This window comes from Sphaerisporangium dianthi, from assembly GCF_042654065.1.
Classification (GTDB): domain Bacteria; phylum Actinomycetota; class Actinomycetes; order Streptosporangiales; family Streptosporangiaceae; genus Sphaerisporangium; species Sphaerisporangium dianthi.
The window spans coordinates 49,007-61,489 of the sequence record NZ_JBHSFP010000021.1 but is presented as its reverse complement, the minus strand read 5'-3'; the positions used below and the strand labels follow the sequence as shown (position 1 = coordinate 61,489).

Sequence of the window (12,483 nt, the reverse complement as noted above, 5' to 3'; positions counted from 1 at the left end):
CGCGGTGAAAAGATCCGCGCACGCCTTCTCGCATACGGCGGGCCGGCTCACCGTGAGCGGACGGCTGCTGCCGTCCTTCCTGATCATCGGGGCGCAGCGTTGCGGCACCACCTCGCTGTACCGCGCCCTGGCCCAGCATCCCCTGGTGCTGAAGCCGGTGCTGCGCAAGGGTGTGCACTACTTCGACATGGCGTACGGCAAGGGCCCCTCGTGGTACCGCGCGCACTTCCCGCTGAAGGTCACCGCGCACCGCCTGGAACGCAGGTTCGGCATCCGGCCGCTCACCTTCGAGTCCTCGCCGTACTACCTGTTCCACCCGCTGTCCGCCTCGCGCATCGCCGCCGACCTGGCCGGGGTGAAGCTCATCGCCTTGGTGCGCGACCCGGTCGAGCGGGCGCGTTCCGCGCACGCGCACGAGGTCGCGCGCGGGTTCGAGACCGAGTCGTCGTTCGAGCGGGCGATCGAGCTGGAGCCCTACCGGCTCGACGGCGAGGCCGAACGGCTGTGCGCCGACCCGTTCGCGCACAGCCGCGCCCACCGGCACCACGCCTACGTCGCGCGCGGGCAGTACACCGAGCAACTGGCGCGGCTCGCGCCGCTGGTCGGCCGTGACCGCATTCTGGTGATCGACAGCGGATGCTTCTTCGCCACGCCCGAGAGCGTGTACGACCGGATCTTGGAGTTCCTCGGGCTCCCCCGCCTCGGCGACCCCGTGTTCGAGCGGCACAACGCCCGTCCTCGCCCGTCCGGCATGCCGGCGGCCCTCCGGCAGCGGCTGTCGGAGCATTTCGCCCCCTGGGACGCCCGCCTCGAGCCCTGGCTCGGCGACCGCCCCTCATGGCGCCGCTGACCCCGGAGCCGTTCCCGTCCCCCACGTGCACGGGCGCGGCCGGAGGCAGGCGTTCGCTGCTCAAAGGTGGCGCCGCAGGGCTGGCGGGAGCGGCGGTCAGCGCGGGCTCGCAGTTCCTGATCGTGGTGGCCGTCACCCGCGGCTTCGACGCGCGCACGGCGGGCGCCTTCTTCACGGCGACCACGCTGTGCCTGATGGTGGCCGGGATACTGCGGCTCGACTGCGGCAACGGACTGATCTACTTCCTCGCCGGCTCCACCACCCCCGACCGCCACCCGACCCCCGACCAGCCCACCACCCCCACCCCGAACACCAAGGTCACCAGCGAAATCCCCACCGAACCCGACACAACCGCCCGGCACACCGACCACCACACGACCAGCCCGCACACCAAGGTCGGCGCGATCCCCGCCGCACCAGGCACAACCGGCCGACACACCGACCACGACACGACCAGCGGGTACATCGAGGTCGCCGGCGGGATCCGCGCCACGCGCGGCACGCCGTTCGGTCACCTCAAAGTGGCCCTGCCGCCGGTGGTCGTCCTGTCCCTCGTCACAGCGGCCCTCGTCACGCTCTACGCGGATCCGCTCGCCGCCGTCCTGACGCACAGCGCCTCGGCTACCATCGCCTCCACCCCGCCGGCCGCCGGCCCTGGCGCTGCCACCCTCTACGGGGCCGCCGCCCCGGCCGCAGGCGGCACCGGGGCCGATCCCACCGTCCCTCTGCTCGCCTCGGCGCTGCGTACGCTGGCTCTCGCCCTTCCCGTGATCGTCGTCGCGGACATCCTGGTGTCGGCGACCCGGGGCTTCGGCGCCATGCGCCCGACCGCCCTGCTGAGCGGGGTGCTCCAGCCCGGCCTGCAACTCCTCTGCGTGGGCGCCGTCGTCCTCATCAACGCCACCGGGGCCCCGGCCGCCGTAGACCCCGTCGTCCTCATCAACGCCACCGGGGCCCCGGCCGCCACCGCCGGCGCGATCGCCCGGCCGCTCGTCTCCGCTTCCTGGACCGGCTCGGTCCTCGCCGCGGCCTGGGCGGCTCCGGCGCTGCCCGTCCTGGTGCTGAGCGCGCTCTGGTTGCGCCGGCGGTCGCCTTCGGGCCCGCACGTTCCCGGGACGGCACGCGCGTTCTGGCGTTACACGGCTCCGCGCGCTCTCGGTGGCGCGGCGCAGGCGGTGTTCCAGCGGCTGGACATCGTCATCGTGGCCGTCCTGGCCGGGCCCGCGCAGGCGGCCGTGTACACCGCCGCCACCCGGTTCAAGGTGATCGGCCAGTTGGTGAACCAGGGGTTCGCCCAGGCGGTGCAGCCGCGGCTCGTCCGCGCCCTGGCCGAGGGCGATCTTCCGCTCGCTCGCAGGCTGTACCAGATGACCACGATGTGGCTGGTCCTGCTGACGTGGCCGATATGGCTGGGCTATGCCGTGCTGGCCCCCTGGCTGCTGCGGGCGTTCGGCGACGGCTACCCGGACGGGGCCGCCGTCGCGGTGGTCCTGGCCGCCACCATGATGCTGGCGACGGCGTGCGGCATGGCCGATGTCGTGCTGATCGCCGCCGGGCACACCGCCGCCAGCATGGCCGGCATCCTGAGCGCGATCGCGGTCACCGTCGCGCTCGACGTCGTGCTCGTCCCCTCCCACGGCGCGCTGGGCGCCGCCCTCGGCTGGTCCGGCGGAATGCTCGTCAAGAACCTGGCTCCCCTGCTCAAGATCGTCCGCAGGTACGGGCTACGTCCCTTCGGCGCGGACAGCCTGCCCTCCCTCCGCGTCTGGCGTCCCGAGGAGGCGACATGACCGGTGCCACCGGTCCGATTCTGGTCACCGGGTTGCCGAGAAGCGGCACGAGCTGGGCCGGCAAGATGCTCACCGCCGGCGGCGGCGCGGTGTACGTCAACGAGCCGCTCAACCCCCAGCGCCCGCCCGGACGCTCGCCCGGCGTGCTGAACGCCACCGTCGATCACCGGTTCCAGTACATCTGCCGCGCCAACGAGGACCCATGGCGGCGTGCCTTCGCCGACACCGTCGCCCTGCGCTACCGATACGCCGCCGAGCTGCGGCGCAACCGATCCCCCGGCGACCTGGCACGCCTTGCGAAGAACGCCTCCGCCTTCACGCTCGGCAGGCTCCTCCGCCGCCGCGCCCTGCTGGACGACCCGTTCGCGCTCTTCTCGGCGGGCTGGTTCGCCGAGCGCCTCGGCTGCCGGGTGGTCCTGCTGGTGCGTGATCCGGCGTCCCTGGTGGCGAGCTGGCGGCGGCTCGGCTGGACCATCCACCCTCATGAGCTGCTGGAACAGCCGCTTCTGCTGCGTGACCACCCGGTGGTGGAACGGCTACGCCCGCTGGCGGGCTCGGGGGACCACATCGCCAAGATCGCCGCCCTGTGGGCCGTGGCGCGCGAGGTCGCGGAAGAGCTGTGCGCCGCTCACCCCGCCATCCGCGTGGTGTCGTACGAACGCCTGGCCGCCGACCCGCTCGCCGGCTACCGCGACCTGTACGCCTGGTGCGGCCTGCCCTGGACCGCGGTCGCGGCCCGGCATGTCGAGCGCGCCTGCACCGCCCCGCCCCACCCCGGGCCCATGCCCGCCGGCGAGGGCGGTGACCGGTCGACGCCGGCCACTGCGGCCACTTCGGCGAATATCCAGACATGTGGCAGCACCTCCCGGACGGGCGGGTTCGCCTGGACCGGCCTCTCGCACACCGCGTACCGCCCCATGGACTCGGCCGCCGCCGCCACCCGTCCCCCCACCGGCCTCACCGCTCAGGACCTCACCCGCATCGACGAGATCACCGGCCTTCTCCGGCGCGAGCCCGGCGCCTGACCGCACCGGACACCGGCGACCTGCTCACTCGCCATGGTCGTCCAGACCTAGATCATCACCAGCGCTTCGGTTGGAGACAGCCGGGCCGCGCGGATCGCGGGGTAGAGCCCGGCCACGCCGCCGATGAGCACGGTGGCGGCGAGCGCGCCCATCGTCGCCCACGCCGGCACGACGGCCGGCCAGGTCTGGTAGGCGGCGTAGCCGGTGGTGACGGCGATGCCCGCCAGTACCCCGCCGACGCCGCCGAGCGCGGACAGCAGGAGCGATTCGGTGAGGAACTGCACCCTGATCTGCCCTCGGGTGGCGCCGAGCGAACGACGCAGGCCGATCTCGGCCCGGCGCTCCAGCACCGAGATCACCATCGTGTTGGCGACCCCGACGCCCCCCACCAGCAGTGCCACCGCGCCCAGGCCGAGCAGCAGCCCGTTCAGGGTGACGTCGGCCGCCCGGCTCGCGGCCAGGGCGTCCGAGGGCCGGGACACGCTGACGTCGCCGGGCGTCCGCGGGTCGGCGGTGGCCGCCAGGACGGCGCGTACCGCCTCGACCTGATCGTCCCGCGACCGGGTGTAGACGGTGGTCGCCCGCCCGTCGAAGCGGAACAGGCCGGTGGCGGCCTCCCAGCCGATCAGGACGGCCGTGTCGAGCTCGGGCGCGAGCGTGACCTCGTCGAGCACGCCGATCACGGTGAACCGTTCGCCACCGACCATGATCACCATCTCCGGTCCGGCCCGGCCGACGCCGAGCCGCCCGGCCGCGCCGGCGCCGAGCACCGCGGCGGGGTACCGGCCGGTGGCGCCGTTCAGCCACGCGCCGCCGCGCAAGGTCGCGCCGACGGTCCGCGGCAGGCTCGTCCGGGCGGCTGACACGGTCAGCCCGCCGGTCTCCACCTTGGGGATCTTGTCCGAGCGGTACACCTTGACGTTGCGGATCGCCCCGGTGGCCGAGACGGCGGTGACCGGGCCGATCCGCGCGATCATCGCCTCGGCCTCGGCCGGGAGCGTCGCCTCCTGACCGTCGAGGGTCTGCCCGGGGGCGACCGTGAGCAGGTTCGTGCCGAGCGCGGCGAGCTGACGTCCGAGCTGTTCGCGCGAGGAGGACGAGATGCCCACCACCGCGACCATGGCGGCGATGCCGATCGCGATGCCCAGCGCCGAGAGCAGCGCCCGGGCCGGCCGGGTGCGCAGCCCGGCCGCTCCGACCCGGACCACGTCCCGCGGGGCCAGCCGGGCGGGCGTGAGCCGGGAGCGGGTCTGCCGCGCCGTCACGACGCGGTCACCCCCGCCCCGCGCGGCGTGGTGTCGCCGCCCCGGCCTCCGTCGCCGTCACCGCCCCCGCCGTCGTCACCGCCTCCGTCACCGTTCCCGCCCCCGTCGCCGTTCCCGCCCCCGTCGCCGTTCCCGTCACTGTCGCCGTCGCCGTCGCCGTCGCTGACGACCCTGCCGTCGCGCATCAGCACCTGCCGGTCCAGCCCGGCCGCGATCTCCAGGTCATGCGTGATGACCACGACCGTGGTGCCGGCGGCGTGAAGCTCCCGCAGCGCGGCCATGATCCCTTCGCCCGAGGCGGAGTCCAGGTTGCCGGTCGGCTCGTCGGCGAGCAGCAGCGCCGGGTCGCCGATCACCGCCCGGGCGATCGCCACCCGCTGCTTCTCGCCGCCGGACAGCTCGTGCGGCTCGTGGTCGAGCCGGTGTCCGAGCCCGACCCGCTCCAGCGTCGCCGCGGCCCGCCGGCGCCGCTCGCTCAGGCCGACCCCGGCATAGAGAAGGCCGTCGGCCACGTTGTCCAGCGCCGGCACGCCCGAGGCCAGGTGGAACTGCTGGAACACGAAGCCGATGCGGCTCGCGCGCAGCGCCGACACCTGCCGGTCGGACAGCCGCGACACGTCGTGGCCGTCGACCACCACCCGGCCGGAGGTGGGGCGGTCGAGCGTGCCCAGCACGTGCAGCATGGTGGACTTGCCCGAGCCGGACGGGCCGACCACCGCGACCAGCTCGCCGGCGCCGATGGTGAGGGTGACGCCGGCGAGCGCGCGGACGCCGCCGGGGTAGGCCTTTGTCACGTCGGTCAGCTCGATCATCGCGGCATCCCCACGGTCGAGCCCTCGCGCAGCCCGTCGCCGGTGACCTCGACCCGGCCGTTCGCGAACAGGCCGGTCTCCACCTTGACGTAGCGCGTGGCGGATCCTTCGACGACCTCGACGCCGTAGCCGCCCTCGGCCAGCGCCACCAGCGCCGCGACGGGCACGGTGAGCACGTCCTCGCGCTTCGCCGCGGTGAAGACCACGGTGACCACGGCCGCCTCGATGCCCGCGGCCGCCTTCGGGTCGCGCAGTGAGATGACCGTCTCGATCGAGGTCTCCGCCTGGCCGCTCTGGCCGGCCGGCCGCTCGACCACCGTGCGGACCCGTTCCACCCTGCCGGCCACCTTCCTGCCGCCCGGCATCTGGACAGCCACCTTGACTCCCTTGCGGGCCAGCCGCTGCTTGGACACCTCCAGCCGGGCGGTCACCCGACGGCCGGTCCCGGTGTACCGCAGCACCTCCTGCCCGCCGCCGGTGGACCGGTTCACCCCCGCCGTGACGGCGGCGATCCGGATCCTTCCCGGGGCGAACACCACCCGGCCCAGCTCGACCTGGCCGGTCTGCGGCAGGCCCCGCTCCTTCTGCCATCGCCGCACCGCGATCGCGGTGCCCCACGTGTAGGTCCTGTCCACCGTGAACCCGCCGTAGCCGAGAGCCTTCAGGTTGCGTTCGAGCTGCCGTACGTCCACGCCGCTGACGCCCGGGGCGAGCGTCCGGTACGCGGCGACGTCGCCGTACATGAGCACGACCGGCGTGTCGTCCACCCGGTAGATCCGCCGGCCCCGGACGATGACGTCGCCCGGCAGCGGCACCCTGGTGACGACACCCGCGATCCGGCCGGCCAGCGCGGTCTCGGCGCGGTAGCCGAGGTCGCCCTGCACCTCCTCGGTGTCCAGCATCGTCCGCCGGGTCACCTGGGCGGCGCCCGGCGGCAGAGCCGCCGCGGCCGGCGCACCCGTGCCGCCCCCGCCGAACCCGACCGCGGCCGCGGTCGCCGTGCCCGCGGCGAGCACGACCTCACCGGCCGCCGCGACGCCCCCGGCACGCCGCCGGCGAACGGCGCGCCGGTCAGCCGGCGCCGTGTCGGCCGCCGGCGCCCTGTCGCCCGCTCTGGTCCTGTCGCTCACGGGCTCGGCCGCGAGCTCGGCCGCGCCGACGCGGCCGCCGCGTCCTCCCGCGCGTCGCAGGTCTCCTTCGCCGCGGGGAACCGCGGATCGTTCTCGACCGGCGGTTCTATGACGAAACGGCCGTCGGGCTCCGGGTCTGGAAAGTCCTCCACCCCCTGCTCGCGCATGCACCGGGCGAACAGGCGCGACAACCCCTGCTTCATCTCCCGCACGTCGGCCGGCAGGACGGGGCGGAGCTTCTCACACGCCTCCTGAGCCTTCTTAAGGACGCTGCCGTCCACCGCGTCCTTGGTGAGCCCCTCGTACCGGACTCCGTCACCGTTGGTCACCACCGGGTCCGGCTGCGGCACGCCGTGCTCCCGCATGCACCTCGCCCACCTGATTCCCTGGTCCAGGAGGCTGAGGCTCGCCGTCGCGCTCGGCTCGGCGGAGCCGCCCGCCGAGGCGACCCCCTTGCCGTCGGCGGGAGCGGTGCAGGCCGCCGTCGCTACCAGCAGGAGCGGTAGCAGGCAGACGACCAGGAATCTCGTTCTCATCGGCGGTCTCCTCTGGTTCGGTCGGCCCAGTGGAGCAGGATTCCGGCAACGCCCCTGTCACAGCGCCTGTAACACGGGTGTAATGCTCGATCGCGGAGACTCCGGACAAGGAGGATGTACGAGTGCGAGTGCTGCTGATCGAGGACGAGGTGCTGCTGGCCGAACAGGTCGCCGACGGACTGCGTGATCAGGGCATCGCGGTCGACCTCGCGGCCGACGGGCTCGACGGCCTGCACAAAGCCGGCGCGAACCGGTACGACGTGGTCGTGCTCGACCGCGACCTGCCGCTCGTCCATGGCGACCAGGTGTGCACCGCGTTGGCCGCGGGAGGCGCCGACGCCCGCATCCTCATGCTCACCGCGGCGGGTGAGGCGGCGGACCGGGTCGCCGGCCTGATCCTCGGCGCGGACGACTACCTGGCCAAGCCGTTCGTCTTCGACGAGCTGGTGCTGCGCATACGCGCGCTGGCCCGCCGGGCCAACAACGCTCCACGGGTCCTACGGCGCGCAGGACTGACCTTCGACACCGCACGGCGCGTCGTCACCCGAGACGGCCGCGTCATCCCGCTGACCACCAAGGAGCTCGCCGTGCTGGAGATCCTGATGTGCGCCGACGGCGCCGTGGTCAGTGCCGAGGACCTGCTCGAACGGGCATGGGACGAGCATGCCGACCCGTTCACCGCGACCGTGCGGGTCACCATCGCCCGGCTGCGCCGCAAACTGGGCGACCCACCGCTGATCGAGACCGTCGTCGGCGCTGGATACCGGCTGTGAGGCCGCTCGGCGAGCACCCGTCGATCCGGCTGCGGCTGACCCTGGTGTACGCGGTCGTGCTCGTGGCGACGTGTGCGGCGCTGCTCGCGCTCAACTATGCCCTGCTCTACCAGAGCCTCTATACCGGCAGCGCCGATGCCCTCCCCCCGGCGGGGGCGACGCGCGACGCCTCGACCGTGGACGGCTCGTCGCTGAGGGACGAGAAGTCCGGCGCCGATGACCTCGACGGGTACGACGAGGTCAAGCAGGCCGACCTCGACCGGTTGCGCGCCGGCACGCTGCTGAACACCGCCGGGACCTCGGCGATCGCCCTGGCGATCACCGCCATAGTGGGGCTCGGGGTCTCCTGGGTCGTCGCCGGGCGGATGCTCCGGCCGCTGCGGACGCTCACCGCCGCCACCCGGCGGATCTCCCAGGACCGGCTGCACGAGCGCGTCGCGCTCACCGGGCCGCGCGACGAGCTCAAGGAACTGGCCGACACCTTCGACGCGATGGTGGCCAGGCTGGAGGCCTCCTTCAACAGCCAGCGGAGGTTCGTCGCCGACGCCTCGCACGAGCTGCGCACCCCGCTCGCGATCGTCCGTACCGGCGCCGAGGTGCTGCTGGCCAAGAGGGAGAGCACGCCCGCCCAGTGGGAGGCCATGGCGCAGCGCGCGCTGATCGCGGCCGGGCAGGCCGAACGTCTGCTGGACGGCCTGCTGGCACTGGCCCGCAGCGACAGCGGCGTCATCGCCCGCGAGCCGCACGACCTGGCGGTGGCGGCGGCCGTCGCGGTGAGCGAGGCGGACGACGAGGCCGAGCGCGCCGGCCTGGACGTCACCACCGACCTGCGCCCCGCTGCCGTCGACGGCGACCCTGTCTTGCTCGAACGCCTGGTGCGCAACCTGGTGGACAACGCGATCAGGCACAACCGGAAAGGCGGCTGGGTCGAGGTGGTCACCGGCCACGGCACGGCCAACGGCAGTGGCACGGCCGATGGTCACGCCGTGGCCAACGGCAGCGGCGCGGCCAACGGTCACGACATGGCCGGCGGTCACGACATGGCCAACGGCAGCGGGGAAGCGTTCGTCACGGTGCGCAACACTGGCGACGTCATCCCTCCGGCGGAGGTCGACCGGCTGTTCGAGCCGTTCCAGCGGCTGGCGTCCGGGCGCGCCGCAGGATCCCGATCGACCGGTCTGGGCCTCGCCATCGTCCGGTCCATCGTGCGCGCGCACGGCGGTACGGTCACGGCGGCGCCGAACACCGAGGGCGGGCTGGCCGTCACCATCACGCTGCCGGCAGGAGCCGCCCGCCCCACGTCCACCGACGCACCCCAGCAGACCACCGTGCGCACCTCCTAGCACACCACCTCACAGGCCATCGGCCTCTCGGTGGTTTCGCCGGAGCCTGCGGGCGGCGTGCCGGAGGAGGCACACGGTGAGCAGGCGCAGCGCGAAGGGGAGGTCGTCGACCAGATAACGGCGGGCGAGCCGTCCTGGGTCGGCGGCCAGGCGGAACAGCCATTCGAGGCCGGAACGTCGCATCCACTCGGGCGCCCGCCGCATCGACCCCGCGGCGAAGCCGATGGCCGAGCCGCAGCCGATGAACCACGCCCGGGGCAGATCGCCCCGCAGGAGCCCGATGAGGCGATCTTGCTTGGGGAAGCCCAGCCCGACGAAGACCAGGTCGGGCCGTGCCCGCATCAATGCCTCGCGTACGGCGGCCAGGCCTTCCGCTGAGGTCTCGAACCCGAACGGAGGGGACACCACCCCCGCGACGCGCAGCCCCGGGTAGCGGTCGCCCAGCACCTCGGCCGCGCGTACGGCGACGCCGGGAGGCCCTCCGACCAGGTAGACGGACAGCCCGCCGGACGCCGCCGCCTCCGAGAGAGACCAGATCAGGTCGGCCCCGGTGATGCGCTCGGGTACCGGGGTTCCGAGCAGCTTGGACGCCCAGACCAGCGGCATGCCGTCGGGCACCGCGAGGTCGGCCCCCGCGACGATCGCCCGCACCTCGGGGTCGCGGGAGCAGGCCCGGCAGATGTCGACGTTCGGGGTGACGACATGCCCGCCTCGCCCCTGCAGCAGTGCGGCGATGACGTGGCCGACCACCGCCTGCTCGGTGAGGGTGTCGACCGCGACGCCCCCGACCGTGACCCTCCCTCGCGCCGCGACACCGGCACCGGTGGCGCTGCCGGTGACGGCGTCGGCGTCGATGTCGGCGTCGGCGGCGGCGGCGGCGAGGGCTCGTCCGGAACGCCCGCGGGGCGCGATCGGGGACCGTGCCGGCAGAGGATGCCGTGCCATCAGATGCCGTGCCCTCGGGTGTGCAGCAGGCCGAGCATCGTGTCGGCGGGGACCAGGCCCAGCGCGACCGCGAGCGCGATGGGCACGCGCGGCTCGCCCCAGCGGGCGGCGAACGCGCGGCGAGCCCAGTGCCACGCCGCCGCGCGCCGCCCCAGCGCCGCGTGGTGGAAGGCGAGCTGGCCGTAGATGCGCGCGGCGCCGCGCGGGTCGGTGACCAGGTAGGGGTGACGGGCCAGCATCCACTCGAGGCCCGCGATGCGGTCGGCCCAGCGCGTCGCGTAAGCCGAGCCGCCCCAGCGGACCCGCACCAACGGCCGGTCGACATAGGCGATCGGATGGCGGCCGACGGCGCGCAGCGCCAGATCCCAGTCTTCGTTCTGCCCGCCGGGCGCGCTCTCGTCGGGCCAGATCGACCCGCGCCTGAACAGGAACGTCGATGAGTGCACCATCACCATGCGTGAACGGGTGAGATGCCCCTTGGTGACCTGGTCGGTGCCGGCGAGACGGACGACGCGGCGCGAGCCGTATTCGACCTCGATGGCGCAGCCGGCGAACTCGGCGCCCGGAGCGGCCTCGAGCGCCGCGAGCTGGGCGGTCAGCTTGCCGGGCAGCCACACGTCGTCGTCGTCGCAGAAGGCCACCAGATCGGTGCCCAGCGCCGAGATGCCGGTGTTGCGTGCTCCGGGCAGCCCGGGGCTGAAACGGTTGGCGACCACCCGCGCCCCGCCGGCGGTGAGCTGCCCGGCGACCGCCGCCACCTGCGCCGGGCCGTCGACGACCACGACGACGTCCGCGGCCCGCGGACTGCTCTGCGCCAGGACGGCGTCCACCGCGGCGTGGAGCAGATGGGGACGGTCGCCGCGTGTGGGGATGACCACGCCGACCGATGGGCTCATCGGCACTCCTGAGCCGCGACACCGGCGGCGATCCACGCCCCCGGCACCGGTTCGGCGGCGCGCCGCTCGCGCATGCGGTAGCCGTACTGGAGCATCAGCGGCCAGGTCAGCGCGGTGACCAGCCACCGGTGCCGCCGGGCCAGGTGGTCGCTCCAGGAGTCGTCCCTGCTGAGCTGCAGCGGGCCGGCGGTGAAGCGCATCGGGTTCCCGGCGCAGGTGTGCGTCTTTGAGAGCTCGGCGAGCCCGGGACGCAGGAACGCCAGATCGCCCCCGTCGAGCCGCAGGTGGGCGAGCAGCGCGGCCAGCACCGAGCGCGGATCGGCCAGCAGGTCCTCGTACCTGACGCGGACCACCGTGCCGCCGCGGCGTGCGAGCAGCTCGAAGGCGAGGTTCTGCACGACCCAGTGGAGGGAGGTGCGCCACGGCCGCCACCGGGTCATGCGGGCGCCGTTCTCAGGCCTGTCGACGCGCCGGCCCCAGGAGTGGGCGACCGCGCGGGGGTCGCGGACGACGTGGACCACGCTGAGGTCCACGACCGGGGAGGTGCTCAGGCAGAACGCGAGCGAGGCGTGCTTGCTGGAGTCGACCACGACCGGGCGGGCGGCGACCTGCGCGGCCGCCTCGTAGACGCGGGAGTACGCCCGGGTGTAGCCGCTGAGGTCGATGCGACAGCGGCGGCTCGCCAGGGCGGGGATGTGCCGCGTGCGGTCGACCCGGCGCCGCAGCGTCAGCACGCGGTCGGCCAGCCCCGGCGACCACCCTCCGAACGCTCGGACGCCGACCCTGCGCCAGAAGGGGCACGAGGTGAACGGCTCACCGCACCCGCAGGGCTCACGCGAGCAGACCCCGCGTTCCCACAGGTGGACGACCTCGCCGAGAGGTGTGACGCCGGGCGTCTCACCGAGCATCCGCTCGAGCAGGGTCGTGCCACTGCGTCCCAGCCCACCTATGAACACCACACGAACAGTCACTGAGACGGACCCCCGAGGGAAAGGCCGATACATAACGTGCCGACATTATCGCTGAGAGTAATCATCGGATGCCGAAACAGTAAAGGATCTACCTGCTGCTCCCGGTTCTCCCAAGGCGGGCCCAGCGCCTCCCTTGACAAGGATCGT

12 protein-coding genes are annotated in these 12,483 nt (G+C 73.7%); 5 read left to right on the top strand and 7 right to left on the bottom strand.

Translation table 11 applies throughout. The annotated features are described in order from the left end of the window. Positions 1 to 4 precede the first annotated feature (4 nt). Genes ACFO60_RS26105 through ACFO60_RS26095 form a run of 3 tightly spaced genes read left to right on the top strand, consistent with a single transcriptional unit; the run spans position 5 to position 3,665 of the window. Positions 5 to 850, top strand: a complete 846-nt coding sequence (locus ACFO60_RS26105) for a sulfotransferase domain-containing protein (RefSeq protein WP_380844519.1) — start codon at positions 5 to 7, stop codon at positions 848 to 850. After that, positions 838 to 2,640, top strand: coding sequence for a lipopolysaccharide biosynthesis protein (locus tag ACFO60_RS26100; RefSeq protein WP_380844516.1), 1,803 nt, complete (start codon positions 838 to 840; stop codon positions 2,638 to 2,640). Before ACFO60_RS26105 ends, ACFO60_RS26100 begins: the two co-directional genes overlap by 13 nt. Continuing rightward, positions 2,637 to 3,665, top strand: coding sequence for a sulfotransferase family protein (locus tag ACFO60_RS26095; protein ID WP_380844513.1), 1,029 nt, complete (start codon positions 2,637 to 2,639; stop codon positions 3,663 to 3,665). Before ACFO60_RS26100 ends, ACFO60_RS26095 begins: the two co-directional genes overlap by 4 nt. A gap of 47 nt (positions 3,666 to 3,712) precedes the next feature. Here ACFO60_RS26095 and ACFO60_RS26090 read toward each other — a convergent pair whose 3' ends face one another. Genes ACFO60_RS26090 through ACFO60_RS26075 form a run of 4 tightly spaced genes read right to left on the bottom strand, consistent with a single transcriptional unit; the run spans position 3,713 to position 7,408 of the window. Beyond that, positions 3,713 to 4,930 carry an ABC transporter permease gene (locus tag ACFO60_RS26090; RefSeq protein WP_380844510.1) on the bottom strand — a complete coding sequence of 406 codons (1,218 nt, stop codon included), beginning with the start codon at positions 4,928 to 4,930 and terminating at the stop codon, positions 3,713 to 3,715. Beyond that, positions 4,927 to 5,742: an ABC transporter ATP-binding protein gene (locus ACFO60_RS26085; RefSeq protein WP_380844507.1), complete on the bottom strand. Its 816-nt coding sequence runs from the start codon at positions 5,740 to 5,742 to the stop codon at positions 4,927 to 4,929. Before ACFO60_RS26085 ends, ACFO60_RS26090 begins: the two co-directional genes overlap by 4 nt. Beyond that, positions 5,739 to 6,872 (bottom strand): peptidoglycan-binding protein, encoded by a 1,134-nt coding sequence (locus ACFO60_RS26080; RefSeq protein ID WP_380844504.1) that lies wholly within the window; start codon positions 6,870 to 6,872, stop codon positions 5,739 to 5,741. Before ACFO60_RS26080 ends, ACFO60_RS26085 begins: the two co-directional genes overlap by 4 nt. Continuing rightward, positions 6,869 to 7,408 (bottom strand): hypothetical protein, encoded by a 540-nt coding sequence (locus ACFO60_RS26075; RefSeq protein WP_380844501.1) that lies wholly within the window; start codon positions 7,406 to 7,408, stop codon positions 6,869 to 6,871. Before ACFO60_RS26075 ends, ACFO60_RS26080 begins: the two co-directional genes overlap by 4 nt. Positions 7,409 to 7,530: 122 nt before the next feature. On the opposite strand from ACFO60_RS26075, the gene ACFO60_RS26070 reads away from it, so the two are divergent. Then, complete coding sequence (locus ACFO60_RS26070; RefSeq protein ID WP_380844498.1) at positions 7,531 to 8,181, top strand: response regulator transcription factor; 651 nt, start codon at positions 7,531 to 7,533, stop codon at positions 8,179 to 8,181. After that, entirely contained in the window at positions 8,178 to 9,524 is a 1,347-nt protein-coding gene (locus tag ACFO60_RS26065; RefSeq protein ID WP_380844495.1) for a sensor histidine kinase, read from the top strand. Before ACFO60_RS26070 ends, ACFO60_RS26065 begins: the two co-directional genes overlap by 4 nt. Before the next feature lie 9 nt (positions 9,525 to 9,533). Here the strand turns inward: ACFO60_RS26065 and ACFO60_RS26060 are convergent, their stop codons facing one another. The 3 genes from ACFO60_RS26060 to ACFO60_RS26050 are packed head-to-tail and all read right to left on the bottom strand — an operon-like array spanning position 9,534 to position 12,321. Beyond that, positions 9,534 to 10,469 (bottom strand): WecB/TagA/CpsF family glycosyltransferase, encoded by a 936-nt coding sequence (locus ACFO60_RS26060; protein WP_380844492.1) that lies wholly within the window; start codon positions 10,467 to 10,469, stop codon positions 9,534 to 9,536. Beyond that, the gene (locus ACFO60_RS26055; RefSeq protein WP_380844489.1) at positions 10,469 to 11,365 is read right to left on the bottom strand and encodes a glycosyltransferase family 2 protein; all 897 of its coding nucleotides are present in this window, start codon (positions 11,363 to 11,365) and stop codon (positions 10,469 to 10,471) included. Before ACFO60_RS26055 ends, ACFO60_RS26060 begins: the two co-directional genes overlap by 1 nt. Next, positions 11,362 to 12,321 (bottom strand): sulfotransferase, encoded by a 960-nt coding sequence (locus ACFO60_RS26050; protein ID WP_380844486.1) that lies wholly within the window; start codon positions 12,319 to 12,321, stop codon positions 11,362 to 11,364. Before ACFO60_RS26050 ends, ACFO60_RS26055 begins: the two co-directional genes overlap by 4 nt. Positions 12,322 to 12,483: the final 162 nt, after the last annotated feature.

What these genes read in the sequence shown, in the direction of transcription:
- ACFO60_RS26100 (WP_380844516.1), top strand. Translation starts at nt 838, where the DNA reads ATGGCGCCGCTGACCCCGGAGCCGTTCCCGTCCCCCACGTGCACGGGC.
- ACFO60_RS26095 (WP_380844513.1), top strand. Translation starts at nt 2,637, where the DNA reads ATGACCGGTGCCACCGGTCCGATTCTGGTCACCGGGTTGCCGAGAAGC.
- ACFO60_RS26085 (WP_380844507.1), bottom strand. Translation starts at nt 5,742, where the DNA reads ATGATCGAGCTGACCGACGTGACAAAGGCCTACCCCGGCGGCGTCCGC.
- ACFO60_RS26075 (WP_380844501.1), bottom strand. Translation starts at nt 7,408, where the DNA reads ATGAGAACGAGATTCCTGGTCGTCTGCCTGCTACCGCTCCTGCTGGTA.
- ACFO60_RS26060 (WP_380844492.1), bottom strand. Translation starts at nt 10,469, where the DNA reads ATGGCACGGCATCCTCTGCCGGCACGGTCCCCGATCGCGCCCCGCGGG.
- ACFO60_RS26055 (WP_380844489.1), bottom strand. Translation starts at nt 11,365, where the DNA reads ATGAGCCCATCGGTCGGCGTGGTCATCCCCACACGCGGCGACCGTCCC.